At 55.8% G+C, this 20,853-nt stretch carries 12 protein-coding genes; 2 read left to right on the top strand and 10 right to left on the bottom strand.

Going from position 1 to position 20,853, the window contains the following annotated elements:
* Nucleotides 1-546: 546 nt before the first annotated feature.
* The 10 genes from GNK13_RS09330 to GNK13_RS09285 form a co-directional block, all read right to left on the bottom strand.
* On the bottom strand, nt 547-1,290 hold the full coding sequence (locus GNK13_RS09330; protein ID WP_203545353.1) for a hypothetical protein: 744 nt from the start codon (nt 1,288-1,290) through the stop codon (nt 547-549).
* Nucleotides 1,291-1,446: 156 nt separating this feature from the next.
* A complete protein-coding gene (locus GNK13_RS09325; RefSeq protein WP_164102239.1) occupies nt 1,447-2,310 on the bottom strand; it encodes a CBASS oligonucleotide cyclase in 864 nt (287 codons plus the stop codon).
* A 25-nt stretch (nt 2,311-2,335) separates the two neighbouring features.
* Nucleotides 2,336-4,381, bottom strand: a complete 2,046-nt coding sequence (gene brxL / locus GNK13_RS09320; protein ID WP_203328998.1) for a protease Lon-related BREX system protein BrxL — start codon at nt 4,379-4,381, stop codon at nt 2,336-2,338.
* The gene (gene pglZ, locus GNK13_RS09315; protein ID WP_164102238.1) at nt 4,371-6,995 is read right to left on the bottom strand and encodes a BREX-1 system phosphatase PglZ type A; all 2,625 of its coding nucleotides are present in this window, start codon (nt 6,993-6,995) and stop codon (nt 4,371-4,373) included. The genes brxL and pglZ overlap by 11 nt, the downstream gene beginning before the upstream one ends.
* Nucleotides 6,996-7,040: 45 nt before the next feature.
* Nucleotides 7,041-7,751: a hypothetical protein gene (locus GNK13_RS09310; protein ID WP_164102237.1), complete on the bottom strand. Its 711-nt coding sequence runs from the start codon at nt 7,749-7,751 to the stop codon at nt 7,041-7,043.
* Between the two features lies 1 nt (nt 7,752).
* A complete protein-coding gene (gene pglX, locus GNK13_RS09305) occupies nt 7,753-12,468 on the bottom strand; it encodes a BREX-1 system adenine-specific DNA-methyltransferase PglX (RefSeq protein ID WP_164102236.1) in 4,716 nt (1,571 codons plus the stop codon).
* 29 nt (nt 12,469-12,497) lie between these two features.
* The gene (locus GNK13_RS09300) at nt 12,498-13,424 is read right to left on the bottom strand and encodes a DUF429 domain-containing protein (protein WP_164102235.1); all 927 of its coding nucleotides are present in this window, start codon (nt 13,422-13,424) and stop codon (nt 12,498-12,500) included.
* A 15-nt stretch (nt 13,425-13,439) separates the two neighbouring features.
* Nucleotides 13,440-17,030 (bottom strand): BREX system P-loop protein BrxC, encoded by a 3,591-nt coding sequence (gene brxC, locus GNK13_RS09295; protein WP_164102234.1) that lies wholly within the window; start codon nt 17,028-17,030, stop codon nt 13,440-13,442.
* 12 nt (nt 17,031-17,042) lie between these two features.
* The gene (locus GNK13_RS09290; RefSeq protein ID WP_164102233.1) at nt 17,043-17,618 is read right to left on the bottom strand and encodes a DUF1788 domain-containing protein; all 576 of its coding nucleotides are present in this window, start codon (nt 17,616-17,618) and stop codon (nt 17,043-17,045) included.
* Entirely contained in the window at nt 17,615-18,205 is a 591-nt protein-coding gene (locus GNK13_RS09285) for a DUF1819 family protein (RefSeq protein WP_164102232.1), read from the bottom strand. Before GNK13_RS09285 ends, GNK13_RS09290 begins: the two co-directional genes overlap by 4 nt.
* Before the next feature lie 842 nt (nt 18,206-19,047).
* Between GNK13_RS09285 and GNK13_RS09280 the strand changes: the two genes are divergently transcribed.
* Complete coding sequence (locus GNK13_RS09280) at nt 19,048-20,007, top strand: MvdC/MvdD family ATP grasp protein (RefSeq protein ID WP_390622504.1); 960 nt, start codon at nt 19,048-19,050, stop codon at nt 20,005-20,007.
* Nucleotides 19,994-20,842, top strand: coding sequence for a collagen-like triple helix repeat-containing protein (locus GNK13_RS21485; RefSeq protein ID WP_203328997.1), 849 nt, complete (start codon nt 19,994-19,996; stop codon nt 20,840-20,842). Before GNK13_RS09280 ends, GNK13_RS21485 begins: the two co-directional genes overlap by 14 nt.
* The last annotated feature ends 11 nt before the right edge of the window (nt 20,843-20,853 follow it).

Raw genomic sequence — 20,853 nt, 5'->3', positions numbered from 1 at the left:
TGATTCCACTCTTCATTGATGGCCAGGAATGTCGAATGGAGACGATTGTCCATTTTGACAGCGAGGAGAGGTCACTACATTGGTGGAATGCAACCAAAGATGTTCAGCGGTGGAGTCTCGAACACCAGCCAAACGGAGGGGCGAAGCTCAGCATTGCTGGAGCACCCGAGGACATAAGCAGCTAGGTAGCGGAAGAGATTTGACACCACCGGCTGCTGCAGGATCGGGGAGTAGCTACTGGAAGGGGAACCATGAGGAATTGGCTGCGTACCTCAAATTATCCGGTACGCAGCCAGTTCCCCGTGATCGAGGCGTTTACCCACCTGGAGGACTTCCACTCCCTTCTCTTTAAATCTTGGACAGCCTTTCCCGTCAGGCTGATCTTTCGTGTTTGCCCCTGCTACGCAATGTGCCAATCTCTCCCGTCGTCATTCCGCTTGTTGACTCCGGGGCTAAGGCACTGCGACGGTCGGCCGGTTCTAGCTAATTAAGTAGCCCGGCAGTCGCAAATGGTCGTTTTCGCCCTCAGTTTATTGAAGAGCTGCCTCATTCCAATTTTTGGTTCTGGCGATGGGTACGCCAAAGATCATTTAGTTCGTCACGCCGCATTTTCCAAATCCATGTTGGAAGAACTGGAGCAATTGCACGTTCTAACTGGTACTCATGCCACAACTTTGCGGCCTTGATTGTATCCTCCGACTGTGCTGCAAGAGCAGCTTCGGCCTCATCTTCGCAGCGTTCAGCCTCTCTTGAGAACTGGAGGAACCCAAGTGCCGCTTCTGCTAGCCGGAGCGAGATGACGAGCATCAACACTGACGTTACGGCGTTAGCCACGGCAGACAATGCGTCACGATTTACCCTGCCCGCTTCATCTCGAATTGGAGCGACTTCAAGTGAAACAATGAGAGCAGCGATAGACCCCAAAATGGCCACGCCAAGCAAAAAGAAGTATAACTGGTACATTCGTTCGCATAGGTGCTTGCTCCACCACGCTGATTCCAACATATTCTGAAACGCTTTGCGAGCCCCTGGGGAGTCTTGCGATGCGAAGAACGCACCGCCTGCGGGGTCCGTTCTGCTTTTGCCTTTCACGCTTTTCGGGCACCGAGCTAGAAAGTCCGTCCACTCTTTGGCAGTAACTTCCCAACCAAGCGAGTCGAGCATGTCCAGTTTTCGTTGCAGCCATTCCGCATTTGAATACCGAGAGCGAGCGAAATATGAGGCAGCTTCTCCGGCGACCGCCAAAGCAGCCACCACAAACGGGATTGGTTTGCTGGGTGCCAGACCCACCACGGCCAATGCTCCGGCAAGAAATCCAGCAAACGTGAGGCATGAGGCGAAGCCGTGCCACCTTTTTGCATTGTCGTAAAGGTGCCGAGAGATGGATCGTGGACCGTAATGGGAGGCTGATGCTGTAGTCTGTGGCTCGCCGTTCGCATTCATAGATCACCCGTAAGCCGGGAAATAGCTGCCAAAGATTATCTGCCACTGCTTGAAGGCTGACTCGATATATCCGTCCCTGGCGAACTGCTCTGCTTTGATCGCCTTCTCGTATGCGGCCTGCAAACGCTGCTTGACGGCATCTCGTTTCGCTTGGCTGTCGAGGTAGTCAGCGACGTTGCCTCCGTAACCGGCAGGATCATATTGAAAGCTATACTGGTTTCTGGCCTTGTCAAAGAAGTGCCGCACGCCTGATGGATAGGTATGGATATTTACCCCCTGAAACACGTTTAGAGCCGTGACCTCAAGGTGGAAGGAGCGGAATGTGCTGCTATGCTTGACGTTCCAGCCCTTGAGCATTTTCAAAACCGGAACAAGGCTGCCGTTGTGGGTCTTGTTGTGTACGCTCCAAATCTCAACGTGCTTTCTTGGATTAGTACCAATCCACCGGCCCTTGATCGAGTCAGGGATCAGAAACCCTCCCCCTTGTCGTCGAAATCCAGGCACGACATCGACTTGAAAATCAGTAAAAGTGATCGTCACGGCTTGGCCGTTGCGGCTGATCCGAGGAGACTTGGGGTACTCTTTCTTCAACACCCGCTTCACTTTGTCGAGTAGAGATGCCTGCCCGTCAGGCTTGTAATACGAGGGATCAAGGACAACGAACACGTCAATGTCGGCATCCTTCAGGGGAGCGATCATGGTGCTTCGCTTGTAGGAGCCGGTAAGAAAGGTTTCAAGAACGGTCATTTCGTCTTCGACCGCCGCCCGAACGTTTGTGTGTCGTGTTGATACCGTTCCCGCTTGAAGATCGGTGATCTCAAGATTCTGTCTCAGGATTTGGAAACCTTGGTTGATGGTTGTCGCCATGAATGGCTCCCTCTGACTGCGGATCTCACTCCGCCCCTAACGCTTTGAACGTCGCGTCGGTGGGATCGGAGTAGAAGCTGATTTGGAACTTGGCGAATAGCTCTCCGGGGACGGTGGGAATGTCCGTGACGCTTGCCATGGGGAGCAGGACCCGCTTGGCTCCGGAGTCAAAGGCGACCTGGAGCGATTCGGCTAAGTTTTCGACTGGGATTATGTTGCCGCCGAGGCTCATGCTCCCCAGGATTACCAGTTGCGACTGGAGCGGCTTGCCCAGGACGCCGGAGCAAAGAGCGACAAAGGCGGCGAGCGTCATCGCAGTGGTCGGCCCGGTATTGTGAAGCTCGATGATATGGATGTGGTAGTCGTGTTCACCGGCTTTGATTGATGCACTTACGCGGGAGGCATTGGCCTTGAAAAAGTCGAATCCGACTTTAATCGCCTCTTTCGCCTGGGAATTCGAACCGAGACCAGAGAGAGTTGGTTTGCCGTTGCCCCCCGTGACTTGTGTCTCCAGGCGATACAGGCCGAGGTGGCCATTGCTCCCGGTGGCGATCGTGTGGAGGACGCCGGGACTGAGTGGCCCCTCGGGAATCAGGCCGCCACCGCCCTGCTCCGGGACGCTGATGAACTTTTCCTCCCGCGTCTCCTGGTCGATGAAACTAAAGTGAACATCGTAGAACTCCATCCCGCCGATCTTCTTGAGCTGCTCCTTCACGCGGCGGCGAGTCTCCAGGGCGTACTCCAGACAGCGGGCTACGGCTTCTTTGGGGTAGTCCTCGTGCGGGTAGAGCAGCTTTAGGAGGCCGGAGACGGTGTGCTTGACGGCGATTGTGTCCCGCTGGTTCAAGTCGCGACCGAGCTTGAAGTACTTGTCGATGGCGTCTCCAAAGGTCCGCTTCCGCATCTCCCGCATCCATTCGGCCAGGTAGTCCACGATCAGGCCGTACTGGTTCGTGAAGAACTCAGGCCGCATCTTCGGAATCTCCCATCCTGGAATATAGGCATGGAAGCGGTCGAAGAACGCGGAATCGATCATCGCGTCGGGAAACGGAGCCAGTAAATGGCTCGTCTTTACCAGGGTGTCGACCGACTGGTTGATGTTGCCGACGAAGACCATTGAGGCTGAAGCGGCGATCGAGTCACGGCCACGGGCGAACGACCCGCTGGCCATGTAGTCCTTCATAATCTGGACGCCGTCGTTGTCTTTGAAGGAGATCCCCGCCACTTCGTCGAAGGCTACCGTATCCCACATGCCGACAAGGCCGACGGTGCGGCTTGCGAGATTGTAGAACAGGTTGGCAACTGTCGTCTGGCCGCCCGAAACCAGAATGCTGTTGGGGCTGATCTCTTTGTAGATGTGGCTCTTGCCGGTACCTCGGGGGCCCAGCTCGCAGACATTGAAGTTGTTTTCGACCAGTGGGACCATCCGGCAGAGAATGTGCCACTTCACCCGCTCCGGGAACTGCGTCGGCTCGTATCCGCAGGACCGCAGGAGCACGTCGATCCATTGTTCCTCAGTGAATTGCCGCCGTGCCTCGAACAGCTCCTCCATGTCCAAGCCCGGCATCTGGATCGGCTTTAGTTCGCTGACGATGAACGGCGACCCCTTCTGGTTTTCCTCAAAGAAGTACTCCATCGTGATGATGGACCAGATGCCGCCAGCGAGCAGCTTTTCGAACTTCTTGACCGTCCCAGTCGGGATTTCGGCTCCTTTCACACCGAGATTCGACAACAGGGCCTCGTATACGTCCCGCTTCTCATTCAAGCGGACGGTCACCTTGTCGATTACCTTGTAGCTGCCCCGCTCCCGGATCAGCGACTTCACCTTCTCGGCCTCGTCGGGTCGGACATAGTTCTCCGAAAGGATCTTCTTGACTGTCTTCAAGCCATCCTGGATTGTCTCCTCGTCGTCGGAGGCACAATACGAGCCAAGAAGGTATTCCAATACGTAGACGGGAACATTCGCCCCTTCCTTTACCAGCTTCGTGAGGTCTTTGCGAACGACCTTCCCGGCGAAATGTTCGTTCAGCAGGCTATCGAGGCTAGAGTCGATGGTGGATTCAGAAGTCATCTGTGAATGCCCTGTCGATGATTATGTCCACGCTCTGCCGTTCGATGTCAGTGTCGGCATCCCGCAGAACGAGACGGTATTTCGTCTTTTTGTCGTATTTCCGGTCCTGAAGCACCAGCGTCACCGATCGCTTGCGGTCTTCCATGTTGTCCGAAGTGCTGTCGAAGGAGATCTTTTCGATGTTCGTGACAGGTTCGTTGGCTTCGTAAACGGCCACTTTGTATGTGGCCGATTTTACTCGCTCGCTAACTGGCTCCATCTGAATGAACTCGAAGCGATGGCGAGGGGTCGTAATCCGGTGCTTCGTCCCCAGCAGGTGGACCGTGACGGTCTTTTCCTTGGTCCGCTCCCGCGTTTTTTCGTCTTTGCGGTGTCGCACCGTCAGCACCGGTACGCAGATCTCCTGTGGCATCGCTCCGCCGTGGATAAATCGGGCCCCGCCCATGAAGTGGAAGCGGTTAGCTCCCTTTGGAACCCAGAACTCCATTCCGCCATCGGCACCGGCAGTGGTCTTGGTATCTCCGTGCCAAGCCTCTTCGGAGTTCCCGAGGTTGTGTCCGATCAGGTATCGCTTCTTCGCGACCACGGTGCCAGGCGGCGTGTCGGAAAGCTTGCTCTTGTCGGTCTCGCCCGGCGGCGTTTCGGTGAACAGGAAGCCGTGATCCGCCGTGACGACGACATAGTTGAAGTTCAGGCTATTGATTGCGTGCCGGACCAAATCGCACAACTCCCCAATGGTCCTCCGCACCGCTTCGAACGTCTCACCTTCGCTCTTGCGGTCGTCGCCGGTGGAATCGATACGGTCGTGGTAGGCGTAGACGACACGGTGCCCTCCAACCAACTCGCGACCTTCTCTCTTTTTCATCCCCAGCAGCGTATCCGCTTTTACGACGATTCCCTCCAGCGGTGCCAGGATCTCGCTCCGCTGGTCGGACGACATGGTCGGCCTGCCGTCGCACAGCACGTCCCCTTTGGCGTTGTAGGAGAGCGACTTGTGCGGCAGCAAGCTAGCCATGCCCAGCCGCGTGTAGGAAGGAAGCACGCCAAGTTGCGACGAAAGCTCCGCCTCGAACCGATACTGCCCATTCAGTTGGCGAGCCAGCTCTTCGGCAGCCTCGTAGCGAAAGGCGTCACTGATGATGACGAACGCCTTCCGCTTATCGGATTCCTTCAGCCGGGGCTGAACGTGCCGAGCGAAGAACTGCTGCTGGTTGGGCACTTCGGCAATCTTCCAACTGGACAGGAGATCCCGATCGACGAACTTGCCCCAGGCGAGGGACATCTGGGTGATATACCAGTTGACGTAGGCAGCTTCGACCTGCTCACGCAGGTTCTTCAGCACGTCGAAGCTGTGGGCCTCGGCTGTATCCGCGGCTTCGCAGAAGTGGCGGTAGAGCTGATCGAATCGGAACAGGTCTTGTTCGTACGCCCGGTACATGGCCGAGGCAGTGTCGAACTCAAACCCGTCCTGGTGCTGATTTCTCAAATTGAAGAAATCCGCCGCCGCCACGAGAGCCTCATATACAGCCCGGAGTGCCTTGCGGAAAATATGCGGGGCTCCCTGCACGCTGGGCGAGACCCAATGTCCATTACTGCGGCGGCCAGCGATCTCCTGAACGTCATCGACGTTGATTGTGTCGGGTGTCGACTCGACCCGATCGCGAAGACCCCGGCAGATCGCCTTTTCGACATCCAGAAAGGTCATTGCGTCGATGAGGGCGTCGATTTCCAAGTCGTGGAGGTGCTCGCTCAAGTGGATGGAGGCGGCGACCTGTTCCGAAAGCAGATCGTAGCTAGCAGCTCGACTACTGCTGTCCCGCCACTGAGCTAGGCAGACAACGGTGTTGGCTCGACCGGTTGCGGGAAGTTGCAGGTGCAGGAGCGACCCCGGCAACTCGGATTTGAGATGCTGTGCATAGTCCGTGACCAGCAGCCTGGTCAGGAAATTACCCAGACTCGGCGTCTCTTCCTCATATCCGAAGGCGACCTTCACCATCTGCCAGAATGACTTGTCGAGTTCGAACTTCGCAATCTGCTCCCACACCGCGGGCGGCTGACGGATGTCGAGTTCGCTCTCGTCGGTGAACGCATGGAATAGCGTGCGAATAATGTTGAAGAGTTCGGGCTGATCCGCCTTGGTCACCACGGCCAGCATCTTGCGGTCGAGGTCGCCCTCATTGTCATCGGGCGTGGTCAACCCTTTGAGCTTCGCCAGCCGGTCCTTGTTGTCGAAGAATTTGCGGCGATCGGCGACGTGGCCACGAAGATGCTGATTGTTCAGCTTTAACTCGTCAAGAATGATCGATGCTCGGTCGGCCCGGAAACTGCGGCTATAAAGGCGGACATCCAGCAGCCAGTCCTTCTCGAACTCCGGCTCCTCAGCGGGCGAGTAGAGCAGAAAGCGGGTGTTCGGCTGCTCCTGTTCGATGCGGAGCTTGGCTTCCAGTCCGCCGATTTGATCGAGGCGGACCACTTCGACATTGGCCAGCGGCGAGAAGAGTTGGCCCTCGAAAAAGTTCAGGAATTCTTTCTCCGGGTCATTCCAAAAGACGATCCGTTCCCCTTCCTCATCGAAGAGGCGTTCCAGAGCGTCGGTGAGTTGCTTGGTGTCCATCAGCTTTCCCAGTTCACTTGCCTCACTTCCGTCCGCCTCTCCAATCTAAACCACTTCTTCCAGCCGGCGTCTGAATTGAATGAAGCATTCCATGTCGATCTTCTCCACATCAATTGTCTGATTTGAGACGAGCTCACGCAGGCGTTCACCCGATGGATGTTCCCCCAGCAACTCCTCAAGCTCCATTTTCAATGCTTTCGACTTCTTAACACCTGCATATTTTGAAGGAGGTGATTTGGCAGGATTGCTTTTACTCAACGCACATATTAACCACGCCTCTGAAGTCGGCACCGGAATCATGGGCACACCCTTGGCAAATGATTCTAATTCAAACCCTGCTTCCATCGACTTCCGTTTATCCAAGAATCCACCACGACCCGCCGACGACTTATCAGCGTCTCTAAAGAAGATGACGACAACTTCCTTACCTGTTTCCTCGACAACTTCTTTTGCGATTACCGCTAAAACTCTTGCACCGCTGAAGAAATACAGCGTCTCTCTTGCCCGTTTCTTTCCACTGAGCCTCATGCTTTTCGGCGGCTTTCTCAGTCCAGATTCCAGTTCCTTAACTACACTTTTCGGGACGTAGCCGAAATGAGTACCATGCAGCACGCTGTATTTGCATTGGCGTTGCACAAGCTGGTCCACCATCACAGCGAGAGGGCCGATTCTGAATTGATGAGCGTTGCACACTCTTGCTTTTGCTTGCTCGACCCCAAGGTCTGTCGGACCTTCGCCTGAAAAGAGAAAAAACATTTCACTTTCCCTCCACACTTTCTTCGATCTCGGTGAGGAGGGCAGGAAGATCGGTGTCGATAAATACCTCCCCCGGTCCCATCATTGTTAGCTTTTCTTGGAGGGATGGAATCCGAAAGAACGGCACTGCCTTCGAGTGCCCCAACCGATTGCGATAAACATACATCACGCCTTGAAAAGCTACATCGTCATGCAGATAGTTTAAGACCATCGGGTTGTGCGTGGTAATCACAATTTGCTGTTCTGCCGCAACGAGTGTATCGACGAGAAATTCGACGATCTCTGGATTGATGCCATTCTCTATCTCGTCAAAGAGAAGAACATGGCGTTCCGCCTGCAACTCAGCTAGTATGGCAATCAGACGCAGTATCCCATCGTTGATGTGAAATGCTTCTATATTGACTTCAGAGTTGCCAAATGCCTCTGTGATCTCTAGCTGGGTAAGTCCGGACTGAAGTGAGCGTGATTCGATGCGTGATAATTGCTTGTAGATCGATTGCAATTGTCCCGCAATTTTTTCCCTCGTTGTCGGGCCAACTTCATGCAGGACGGCAGATAGTCCTCGACCTCCCCGCCCGATTGACGTACGCCCCCCCTTCGTCCGCTGACGCATCTCGTCAGGCGACAGCAGTTCGAGAGATTTGATACCCCGGAGAGCCTTTCTGCACTCGGATACCGCCGGAGGTAGTGCTGATTCCTTTAAGGCCGAAAGAATTGACCCTTCGTACGTGAATGTAATGTCAGTAGCACGGGCTTCCTTACGCTCTTGCTTCTCTGAAGTGACACTGTAGCGACCACCACGAACCTCAATTGCTGAACCACCGATTGTAAGTGTCTCGCTTGTGCAATTCAGGGTTTGGGGGTTGAATGTTCCCTCCCATCGAGCCTCCGTTTCCGAACCCTCGCCAGCAAGCGTGACCACAAATTCGATATTGTTCTTTCTGGAAAACTTTGACTTGAGGTCTTTTGCCTCCCACTGATGGTCTTGTAGCCAGTCAGTGACCGTCCCATTTGCTTGTGCTGCAAGGAAATCTAGAAATTGCAGAACGCTTGTCTTTCCAGAACCATTCAGGCCAATGAGACAGGTGAAGGGGGCGAGTTCAATGTCGAAGTCAACAAGGGACTTGAAGTTTTTCACCGATACATTCCTGATCCTCATTGCTTCATGTCCTTTTTTTTTTGACTCGACGACTTCGATCTCTTCAGGCGGACAGCCTGTGACCGCCTTGACTTCCGCCAGCAGGTCCCCGAACCTGCGGTAATTGCTCTTGACGCCTTCGTCTAATTCGAGGGAAATACGTCTGTCTGCATGGTGCCGGAGTTTCTCGTCAAAGGATTGCAATTCTTCCCTGTGTTTAACGAGTGCGTCTCGTTCCTTGGCCAGCCTCTTCTGATGTGAAGTCGAGGAGGCAGCTTCGATGTCGAGTTCGAGTTGGTCGATGCGGGATTCAACCTTGCCCTGGAGCGGGATGACGTATTCGGTTCGCATTCGGGAAAGGGTGCCTGCGTTGTAGCGGTGTAGATAGACGAGGCACTGGAAGGCCCGTTCCTTGCCGCTGGAGAAGAGCCAGTAGATGGGCCGCTTCTTGTAGAGCGACAGGTGTTGCTTGTAGAACCCAATGGAGAGGTAACGGCGAATGGCGTCCCGTGCCGACTCACTCTTCTTCTGGCCGATACTTTCGGCGATGAACTTCAGGTTCTCTTCCAGGTGGTCGTGCGGCCAAGCGGTGGCAATGAAATCTTCCAGGCGGTTGGCGGCGTCGTCCTCGAACCACTCGAACTCGGTGATCGGAATGATACCATCACTGTCGGCGGGGAACGTCGGGTACTGACTGGGATCGAAGCCTTCGCCGCTGCTGTTGGCGTAGATCAATCCCGGCTTATCGAGGCTGAACCGCCCCATCATGCACCCGATGGCGTAGGAGATCAGCCTTTGAATGTCTTGTTCTTGATCCGGACGGCAGAGGGTGATTTGATCCTCAGGTACCTCAGGCGACATTTCGGTATCTAAGCCATAAGCTGCAAGGAGCAATGAGTTTATTTTAGTTTCAAGTTCGCACGATGTCTGGATTGCTTGCGAGGCTCTCTGCGACCACGACTCAAATGCCGCTTCCACCAGACGTCCGCCAAGGGCGAGCAAGCATGGTCCCCGGAAATCCCAAGACTCCTCATGCGAATCCCAATCCTGCCGTGCTAGTTCTATGAGTTCATTGCTCGCAGCTTCCACTTCGGCTGCCGTTGTTGCGGCCAGCGACACTAGAGGAATCTGGCGAATTGATCCGACGTTGAAATCGAGTGTTGGAGCGAGGAACTCGAACATTGCCCATGACACCTTCGAATTGAGCAAGCCGATTACAAACGCAGCGGAACGCTGGTTTGGAAATGCACAAGCTCCTTTCGCACTGAATGTAAAGCCTTCTGGGCTGAGCCTTGCTCCGAACGTCCCGCCCATCGCCGACCAAGTGACGGATTCTTGAAAATAGAGATGCCTCGACGGGAGACAATTGCCAGAAACTAGGAGCATCTCATAGTGTTCGAAGTCGAAGGCAACGACGTATTCGTTATTGCCGTACCACTTCCGGAAGTCGCCACCTTTGTTGTAAGGAACCCACTTCTTTCCTGAATCGAAAACATCTTCCTTCCGTTTGGCATCCAGTTTCAATTTGTCGGCCACTACTTCATGCCAGTACCTCATGAAATAATCGTTGTTGCCCGTTTGAAATCCTTGTCGCACGGGGGCGACTGACTCAAGGTCTTCCCCTTTGTCGAAGCAGGCCAATACAGCGTTGCTGAGCCAGTAGGCCCAGCGGGATTCCGGCACCCGACAAAAATCGCTTGCGAAGAAGCTGAAAAGCGTCGATTCATCTTTCAGCAACTGCCTTTTCTGCTCTTCACTCTTGCCTCGTACCAACCGTCGATATACCCCATTCATATTTCCAACAGTCGATTTGAGGAGTGAAAACGCCGTCGTGCGGACGATTTCCCCAGAAATTGTATCGAAGGCACGGGGACCAAGATGAAGCATTGAGGATGGAGCAAATGCCTCCAGTAAAAAGGGCCGCAGTTCCTTGAACGATGGAAGGAACATCCAGGACTCCATTGTGATCATCGCTAAGGTCCCAGTGGTGCCCGTGAACCAGGAACCTCGCTCGATGAATGCACCGAAGAGATCAGCTTTGCCGAGCGGAAAGGTATTCTCCACGTAGTCTTTTAGAATCGAATTCATTCCGCTGCGGCCCCCCATATACGGCGGGTTCATCACAACCGCATTGTACCGCAATACCAACAGCCGAACCTGCTCCACAAGCGGCTTCAGTGATCTTGCCGACGGCTGTTCTAACATCCCGCCATGTGCGATCACATCTTCAACTCGCTGAGCAATTGCAGGCAACTTCTCTGCCAGCTTCTCCGGCACCTGGATCAGTGATCCCAGCGTCTTCCCATGCTCGAATAGTTCGATCAGGTGAACCACGTCCGTCTGGGAAATGTCGCCGTTCGCACCATTGCCGCCGAGCGGAGCGTTAAGAGCTTCGGTGATCTCCTTCACATCCAGCCCCTTGCTTTCCTGGATCGAGAGGACGTGCGGCGGGATGCCCTGGGTAAAGATGCGGCGGTCGTCAGCACGGGCCTTCATCATCAGGGCGAAGGCCGCAAGCTGGGCGGCCCGGTCGTCGATCTCCAGGCCGTACAGGTTCTTCGTGAGGATCAGCCGGGGAATATCCTTCTTCGAATAGCCCCGCTCCTGGTAGATCGCTTTCAGCAGGTCGTAGGCTTCCACCAGAATGTGACCGGAACCGCAGGCCGGATCGAGCAGCGTGAGTTCTTCGGGATCGAGGCTGTCGGGCGTGATCGCCTTGAGTTGTTCCTGGACCTCCGGCGTCTGCTCAGCAGGTTCGATGTAATACTCCATCTCTCCCTTGAGCCGCGAGTTCGGGTAAGTTGCCACCCACTGACGGCCCAGGCTGTTCTGCACCAGATACTTGACGATCCAGTTCGGCGTGAAAAGCTGCGTGGCGGCGGGGATGTCCTCGCTCTTGACCACCTTGCCGATGACCTGATCCTTCTTCTCCGAGATGTAGAACTGGTACAGCCAGCCGATGATCTCGACTTCCCGCCAGTCTTCTTCGGGAATTTCGCTGACCAGCGTGCGGATCAGCGAATCGGAATGCAGCAGGTTGTCGGGGAGCAGCAGTTCCGTCTCGTCGTCGATCCGCTCGAACAGGAACGGCATCGCCGAGTGCAGAGCGTTGCACTGAGCGATCAGTAGCGTTCGGTAAAGTTCGGCGTCCCTGTCCCCGGCAAGCTTGAGGTCGATGACCTGCTGCGAATCGAGCCCCGGCAGATCCGCCGAGTCGGCGTGTTCCAGAATTTCCGGCGTGCCTCCGCCTGACGGATGACTCAGCACGCGGTAGCCGTGCTCCAGGTAGCCATGCAGTTCCATGAATCGGATAGCGACCAGCCGGTTGAACCAAGTGTAGGCGACCGCCTCCATGACCTGATCGAAGCCACGCCGGGCGATCCGCTCCTCCAACCGCTTCCGTTGGTCAGCGACCTTCTTGGGAAACGCCCGACCACCGATGAGTGCAGTATCCCCCTGGACCGTGACGGGCTCCGTTTTCTTCTTGGTCAGGCCGTAATAGGACGCACGGTCGGTGACCGCCTGAAGGAACTCACGTCGAGCCTGGGGAGCATATTTTTTAAGAATGTTGCAGTTCATAGTGTGCTGCCTATTTTCTCTGACGGTGCCTAATTCAGCGACTTCTTGCTTGAGTTGCGGCTGACGTATGCCTGAAATGCCTTCACAGCTTCGCCAAACGTGGAGGCGGCCATGGAATTCGTGATCGCAGAGTGGTTTTCTGCTAAAGATTTATGAATGAGGTCGTCGCCAGCAGGATAGAAAATCCACCCTTCCGCTTTCTCGTTGTCACTGCCGATACCGGGCGGTGAAACCAGTTCGGGCGACCCGTCGGAAAATGCTTTGGCAAGACAGGCACAGACGGCAGCGTCGAAGGTGTCACCCTGCTTCTTGAGCTTGGTTTCCCTCCTGCGTAACTCCTTGTTGACCGGCCTGTACCATTCCCTGATGTCACGTTCCAACGGGAGCGAAGTCATCCACTCCACAAAAGCAGCAGAACGAAGACACGCTGTCGGATAGGTTTCCAGCAACGTGATGTTCTCACTTTCCCAGACGCCCCATGTGTCGTCCTTCGCACACAGGGCTTTAATCAACGCCATGCCTTTGGTTGATTGGTTTCCGATGCTGTGGGTGACAACGGAGAAGCCGGAATCGAGATTGCGTTCGGTTCTCCTAAACAAGAGCGGGTTGGCAATGTCCGGCTGTTCGCCGCAAAATTCCCACTCATCTGGAAGCTTCCCGTCAAGAAAGCCTTTACATCCGGCTGGCCAACCGAGAGGCGTGTCGATCGCGATAAAGTAAGAGTCCGAAGACTGGAAGCGGTTCGGCAGGCCACATTGCGAGAACCAGGAGTCGACCAAAGCTTTTGCTTTTGTTTCGGGCTCGCTTTGCTGAGTGAGGACAAGCGACTTGCTCAAGTTTTCACGGTGATGCCCAACGATTCCACTCTCGTCCATAACCACGAGGGCATCGCAGCTTTTTTTATTGCCGCTTCGGCACTTCCAGGTCCCAACGTCCCAGCCGATGTAATACTCCACGATCTGCCTCTTCGACTACCGTATCTGAATGCGTTGGCCCTGCTGAATTGCCTCTTCAAGCTGCCCTCTGAGTTTCTCAAGAAAGCTATTCACCTCCTCGATCGATTCCAGGTAGGGACTGGCTACGAGCTTCGACGGTTCGACCACCTTGCGGGGCTTGATTGTCGGCTTCGGCGGTTCATCCTGCTTACCGCCGCTTGTCTGCTGCGGCTGCTGCTTATCGGCCCACCGTTCGATGTTGCTCAAGGCATCTTCGAAGGCTTGCTTGGCCTCTTGCTCGGCCTGGGTAATATGAGCCACGCTCTCCTGGCGTTCGATCTGCTCTCGGAGCGACCGAAATCGGGAGAGGCAAGTCGACTTGAGCGACGCGTCGCCTTGGGCAGTGGCAACTTCTTGCTCGACTTGGGCAGAGAGTGTGTCGAGTGCCTTCAGAGCTTCGGCACGGCGGTCCGTCACCAGCTTCGTGTTGACTCCCTCCACCGTGGCGATTAGCCCATCGGCTTCCTTGATGAGTCGGTAGGGACTGGGGGCGGCGAGGATTTCCTGTATCCGCTGCAAAGCCGGTCCAGCAGTATCGTCCCGCTCCAGTTCCATGCGGTTCAGCCCGAAACGGCTGGACTCCCGCCGGAGCGTTTCCCAGGTGGGCCGCTGATGCTCGTAAAAGTGCTCGATCTCCGCGTAGATGTCAGAGAAATCGAGCAGGTCGTCCTTGCGGTCGTTGAAACGTTCTAGAAAGGCATAGCTGTCGTCGCAGGCCAATAGTGCTTTGCAGAGGGATACCCCATCGGCGATCTCGTCTTTGCCGGGGTAGCCACCAGTTGCCGCGAGCAGCTTGTATTCTCCGAGGTTCTTTTCCCAGCTTTGCAGCTTCTTGGTGAGGAAAGTAAAAAGGGCGTCTTCCCCATCTGGTCCCATCTCGGCAAAAACCTGCTTGCCGAGACCACGGGCCGATTGGATCGCTCGCGGATCGGTCGTCTTGCGGCGAACGATGGTGATTTTCCGCTGCTTAGCCGATTTGGTGATGTTCTCGTAGACTCGATCCTGCGGAAGTGGAGCCGCGTCCATGACGAGCTGTATTTCCTGCAGGACCAGCAGCCGTGCCACCAGGATCAACACCTCGTCGGCGGGCCATCCGTAGGGCCGCTGGGCGAAACGTTCAACAGTGTCGTACAGCACTATCGGACGACTGGCCTTAGTCGCCAGTTCGATGTAACTGCGGACCTCAGCGATGGCTTTCGGATTTCCCTCCTCCAGCGTAAGGGCGAGTGCTTGCTGACCGATATCGTTGCTGCGGAGGATCGCCTGAAGCTCCTTTAGCGGGTTGTCGCTGAGCTTCTTGATGTAACCCATCTTGGTGAACGTATTCTGAATGAGGTACTCCAGAGCCTCATCGAGACACGTCGAAGGTGCGGCACCTTTCACATCAAGCCGGTTGCCTGCGACGAAATAGCCAGCCTCTCTGAACATGTCGCTCAAGAGGTTCGCCAACCGGACACGGCGTTCCCGGTTGTCATCCGCCAGATCGCGGTGGATGCGTTTAGTCGTCGCCGGAAGAGTGCCGTCATCCTTGTTGCGGACGTACTTGTCAGTCTTGAGGTATGTTCGGATCTCACGCCCCAGAGCTGGGGTGTCGTCGAGCCGAATGAGGACCTGACCGCCGTCGCTGCTACTTTCGAGAACGCATCTCTCGTCCCGGTAGAGTTCGTAGTCATCAGCCAGCGGAGTAATAATCGACACCGCCAGCCCCCCCTCCGCCCGTCGTCCAACAGGGAATCCATCGCAGAGACGGTTGTAGGCGAAATCCATCTTGTTTTCAGTGAAGCGATGCTTGGGCTGCCCTTTCACCACATCGCCAAAAATGATTTCCCCAAGCAGGTCGGCCTCTTCGTGACCGCTGAGTTCAACGAGTTTGATTTCGCGGTTGATGTCCCGTTCTTCGTTGGTCAGGAAGAAGTAGACGTCTCCGCTGCGGCTGATCAGCGTCTCTTTTTCTAGCCGCTGCAGGGTCTCCTCGATCTGCTTCCGCAGGGCCAGCCGGTCGGCGTCGATTTCGTTCAGGCATAATGTAACTAGGTTGTCGACGTTTCCTTTGATCTCATCGACGTAGCGGATCAGGAACAGGACCTGGAGGATAGGGATGTCGAACGACTGAAGACCGGGATTTTCGGCGGCTTGATCAATTGTCCGCTTGACCGCGGTATCGAGGAAACTCTCGATTGACGGGTAGAAATGATACAGCGGCACCAAAACGCCTACGTCGCAGTCGGCCACGACCTGCCCGGCTGACTGGAATGCATCGAGAATGGACCGCTCTCCGCGGGAAAGGTGCAGACCAGTGGCTCCCGCCTTGCGGATCGCTTCGAAGATCCTCTGGACGAGCTGGAACTGGTATGGGGCGAACGGATAGTTCCGGACAAAATCGTCGGCATCCCGGAAGTTCTTGAAGGTCATGCCGACGTTATGAAACGTCAGTTGGTGCCGAAGGATGTCCCCTTTATCGCTGAAGAGCCCTTCGAGCTGTTCAATCGAGCCGTTTGCCTTTTCCTTCGCCAGCAGACGCTCCTGGATGACTTCGTCCACATTTGCACTGGAGAGTGACAGCCGGGTCTTGAAGCGACCCTGGATTTTAGAGAAGTCGTGCGATTTCGTTGTCCGCATCTCGCCCAAAACGGCGTCGATATCCTCCTGGGAGGTCACAACGATCCACGCCCTGCCCTGGCACATCGTCCCCAAGTCTTCGGCGATAGTCTGCAGGTTGAGCATCAGGTGTGTGTCGCCACCGATGAACTGCCCTACCTCATCAACCAAAAAGATGACCCGGTGGTCTGAGCCCTGGGAATCGAGATACTCCTTCACCCAGCGGCAGAAATTTTCAACCGTGAGTGAAAACTTCTCCTCGGCACCGTCGATCCATTTTTCGGCAGCGTCTTTGCTTTGGCCAGTAGCGGCACTGAATGCATCCACCGTCTGGTCGTGATGGAACTGGTAGGCGTCCCGCTCGTCCTTCCAGTCGCTGCCGCTGAACTCTCGGAATGCGTCTTCGAACGTCTGGAGCTTTCCCTTGGATTTGAGGTACCGCTCCATGTGGGCAATGTGTGGATGATCAGGACAGAAGCCCTGCATGTCATTGAGCACTTTGAGGAAGACGGTCAGGATCGCGTCCCGGCCTGCCTTGGTGTCCGCCTTGCTGTCGATGTTGAAGAGAATGACATCGGTGTTCGAGGCCACCGCTCGCTTGATGTCGCCAAAGAGCATCGCGTCCTGGATCTTCGGCTCGAAGAACTCGACGGCCTCTTTCGATTGCCCGTTGTGCGAGTGCGGCTTGTTCTCCAGCAGATACGAGAGAACCTTGATGAAGTGCGACTTGCCAGAGCCGAAGAAACCGGAAACCCAGACGCCAATGTTACCCGCTACGTCGGGATCGTTCGGTCGGTCGATCGCCTCTAGGTAGGAGGCGAAGAACTTCCGGAGGTGTTTGTCGAGTTCCTGAGTAATGACGAACTCGTCCAACTCCTGCCATACCGACGACTCATCCAGTTGGTCCGCCTTCACGACGCCATTGATGGACCGAAAGATGTCACGCTCGAAGAGTTGCTTTACTTTCATCGTCGGTCTTGCCTACGGGATGAGCCGAAACGCTCGGTAGTAGTTGTTGCTTTTGATCTTGTTGAAGAGCCGCAGCGTTTTCTGGTCGTATCTGCCGGGATAGAAGATCACGAGCGGTGTGCGGCCCATGATCGGATGTAGGTTGTTCAGCAGCGAATGTGTCCGCAGCAGTGGCCAGACGCTCCCGATACCCGAGACAAGCACTAGGTCCTGGTCGTGCGGCTGGATGGCTTCAGCGAGAAGCGGGGCCAGCTTCTCTGGATGCAGAACCTTTTCGAGCTGCTTGAGGACGAACTCGTCTCCTTTTTGCCGCTGCAGCTCGAATGTCTTGTCCAGCAGCTTGCGGCTTCGCAGGTGATTGATGACGAACTCGAAGAGATTTATGTGCATGAGCCGGATGTGCGGTTTCCGCTTTGGGATCTGGTCGAGCAGAAAGCGAATATGCTGGCGGACCACCAGCTCTGATTCCGGCGGGTAATCGAAGATGAAGAATGCGATCTCGTTTCCGAGTCCCTTCGCTTCGAGGAATTCTTCCGAGGTGATTCGCGGGAGGATCGCATCCAGTCGTTCAGTGAGCGAATCGCTCATGGTCCCACCTGGATGCATCGGAGGACGTGCTTCTCGTCATGATTCTGGAGGTAACGCAACACGGGACGGGCGATGTGAACGGCCTGAAGTTTTGTGGTACGGGTGCTCTCGATGTACCCCGCCTCGGCGAGGACTTGGAACACCGATGATCGAAGCCGCTGGACCGTGGATTGGCTCCACTGGGGCATGTCCGGATCGCGGCCACGGCAGTCATCGATGAATCGCTCCCACTGCTTTTTCGGCAGCGAGTCCGCGTATAGCCGATACTGCTCCCGCACCACCAGATCGAGGTAGTCGCCCAGCAAATTGCTCTGCTTAACCGCTGCCGCCAGGCAGGCGTGGGTTGCCTCGTCGCCGGTCCCGTCCCGCACCAAAAGCCAGATCTCCTCGGTCATCGTCTCCAGGCGGTTCCGGATCAGCGTGCGGAGCCGCTTCGCGGTCTTGAGGCTGCGGGCCTGGAGGACGTTCCGTTCGTAAATTGCCTCCCGCCAACCAGCGTCATCGATGCCGCGGAGCATCAGATCGGCCAGAATCCGGCTCTCGGGGACCTTGAGAGCCCCCGCCGTGAGGTCGGCACTGTACCGCATTCCTACTGGTCCTGCTCGTCGTGGCGAAGCCGTTCAGAAGATTTTGCCGCATTCGGCTTCAAGCCCCGGTCGGGGACGGCAGGCAGTGTACCTCGCCGCGACCGAGCGATAAACTAGGAGGAAAACTTGGATTTGCTTGCATTTAGCCCAGCTCTTCCACTAACGAGCAACTTCTGGATCTCCCTTGCTGCGGCGTACCGCGGCAGGGGAAGACACGCCTGAGGCAGGTCTGATGCGATCACCGGCTGCACCGCTGGAAAGCAGCCTCAACGCCTGAGGCCGCATCGAAAGAGACCGAAATGGGCATAAACACTCAGCTACCGCACGACTCGCCTGGAAGCAAAACACCGGCTGCAGCGTTTCTGCTGCGGTTTCAGGAGCGGCAATTGTCGGCATCAGGCTCTCGGGAGCGAGCTGCAGTCCAGGCGGGCACGAGAACGGTCACGGAAGTGGCATCCGAGGATTCCGACGCCGATCAGGGGACAGAGACTCACTTCGCCATCAAAAGGAAAGCATGATATGGCTAAAGCCTTCATTCTTCAGTTCCAAGAGGCTTGCGACGATGGATCGGCAGCGGGCACTGCGGCAGGTACGCAGACCCATACGCTCATCCGTGCAGAGCAGCCGGACGGGGACTCGTCGCGGCCATCGCATTCGGCCTTGCAGTCGGGAACTTTAACAGCCACGAGAATCGCAACGGAACAGGACGACAGGGATTATTCGGCTAAATCCGCCTTGGCTCCCCGGCGGATGCTGATGGCGGGAACCAAGACGATGACGGCGGTTCAAGCCGAAATGTCCGACGCGGACGCTGGGCGAATTCGCAACGGGACGTTTCCCAGATGCTCCTAATCCTGACGAACAGTCGCGATGCTACCGTGGATTATCTTGAGCCGATTCTCGCCGCTTCCGGCATCCCCCTTGTACGTCTCGATACCGACAGCCTCCTCGGCGGATGCATGCTCTCCTTCCGGCTGGGCGAACCTAGGATCAGCATCGGTGAGCACGAGCTATACCCGAAGCAGGTAAAAAACGTTTGGTACCGTCGTCCAGAACAACTGCGGGACGAGCGGTTCGGAGAATCACCAGAAGGTCGGTACGCACTGAGCGAGTGGTCGGAGGCCGTCGAGGGTTTTCTCGCTCATATCCCCAAGTGCCGCTGGATGAACCATCCATCGGCGAACGCATCCGCCTCGCACAAGCTTGAACAGCTATCAACGGCAGCATCCCTGGGGTTTACTGTTCCCGAAACGCTTGTGACACAGGATGCTACTGCTGCACGGGCATTCTTTGATCGTTGCGGCGGACGGGTGATCGCAAAACCCATGTCCACTGGATACGTGGAACGGGATGGAGCCAATGACTCATTGATTTACACGAACAAGGTCGAGAGGCACCATCTTGATTCGAGCGGCGACCTTGTTCATTGCCCGACACTGTTTCAGCAGTTCGTTCCCAAGCGTTCGGACGTGCGAGTCACGGTGGTCGACAGCGACGTTCACGCCGTTGAGCTTCGAGCCGTAGGGGAAGACGGCATGCAACGCTGCGACATTCGACGCAATAACATGTCTGACGTGACGTACGCAGATATCGAGCTACCGCAGGCTGTTGATTCACTGCTGCGGAAGCTGGTCGCTCATTACGAGCTCCGTTTTGCCGCAATAGACATGGCTGTCGGGCGTGATGGAGAGTGGTACTTCTTCGAAGTAAATCCCAATGGGCAGTGGGCGTGGCTCGACTTATCGGGTGGCACGGCAATCGCTAGTTCCTTTGTGAGATCGTTTGCGAATGACCAATGTTAGCGATGGCGGAGACACGAAGTCGGAGATCAGTGTAGCCCAGAAACTGCTGGATAAGTTCTATTCAGCACGCCGATGGCTCGTTACAAGGCTCGCCTACTACTCGCTTCGTCTTTACGGGCTGGAAATCACGCTGGAGGAGGTGAGTCGCCGGAGCTATTCCCACCAGCAGCACAAGGACCTTAGCCTTGAGGACTCCACGAATCTTGACGCCCTGGTGCGGGTGTCAAAAGAGTGCCTGGACAACGCCGGATCTCGCTGTGCCGCAGTCGCAGATAAGTGCAAAACTTTACTTACGGTCAGCTCCCTGCTGCTGGGCTTTGTTGGGTTGCTGATGCCAAGAGCTTTTGCTTTTGACGCCGAGTGGATGAGGGTCCTGGGCGTCCTGGCGATGCTTGCTCTAATGAATGCTATCACGCTCCTGATGGTATTCTTCGATGTTGGGCATCGCACTGAAATTGCACTCGACCAGTATGATGCGGCCCTGGATTCTGACAATTTCAAGAAAAGCATCATCAACCTGTATATGCGATGCCAGGTCGACCTGAACAACCATACCCAATATTTGGTTGACCTATACAGAGCAGCACGATTCTTTTCACTTTCAGCCTTCACGATTTTCGTTGGCCTGTTTGTAGCTAACGTCGTGCAGTCCTCGCCAAAGGATCAAGCGGAGAGACTCGTCCGGGAGATTCGAAGTGATGCCACACTTGTGGAGTTGCTTCGAGGGCCGAGGGGTGAGGTTGGGCCGAGGGGTGAGGTTGGGCCGAGGGGTGAGGTTGGGCCGAGGGGTGAGGCTGGGCCGAGGGGTGAGGCCGGGCCAACCGGCCCGATTTAGGGGAAACCTGA

It is taken from the genome of Candidatus Laterigemmans baculatus (assembly GCF_010367455.1).
In the GTDB taxonomy this organism is placed as follows: Bacteria; Planctomycetota; Planctomycetia; order Pirellulales; family Pirellulaceae; genus Laterigemmans; species Laterigemmans baculatus.
Note: the sequence above shows the minus strand (reverse complement) of the source record. Positions and strands in the feature narration are given on the sequence as shown.

Coding starts and splice junctions, on each gene's coding strand:
- brxL (WP_203328998.1), bottom strand. CDS start 4,381: ATGACTTCTGAATCCACCATCGACTCTAGCCTCGATAGCCTGCTGAAC.
- GNK13_RS09290 (WP_164102233.1), bottom strand. CDS start 17,618: ATGAGCGATTCGCTCACTGAACGACTGGATGCGATCCTCCCGCGAATC.
- brxC (WP_164102234.1), bottom strand. CDS start 17,030: ATGAAAGTAAAGCAACTCTTCGAGCGTGACATCTTTCGGTCCATCAAT.
- GNK13_RS21485 (WP_203328997.1), top strand. CDS start 19,994: ATGACCAATGTTAGCGATGGCGGAGACACGAAGTCGGAGATCAGTGTA.
- pglZ (WP_164102238.1), bottom strand. CDS start 6,995: ATGGACACCAAGCAACTCACCGACGCTCTGGAACGCCTCTTCGATGAG.
- GNK13_RS09325 (WP_164102239.1), bottom strand. CDS start 2,310: ATGGCGACAACCATCAACCAAGGTTTCCAAATCCTGAGACAGAATCTT.
- GNK13_RS09280 (WP_390622504.1), top strand. CDS start 19,048: ATGCTCCTAATCCTGACGAACAGTCGCGATGCTACCGTGGATTATCTT.
- GNK13_RS09310 (WP_164102237.1), bottom strand. CDS start 7,751: ATGTTTTTTCTCTTTTCAGGCGAAGGTCCGACAGACCTTGGGGTCGAG.
- pglX (WP_164102236.1), bottom strand. CDS start 12,468: ATGAACTGCAACATTCTTAAAAAATATGCTCCCCAGGCTCGACGTGAG.
- GNK13_RS09285 (WP_164102232.1), bottom strand. CDS start 18,205: ATGCGGTACAGTGCCGACCTCACGGCGGGGGCTCTCAAGGTCCCCGAG.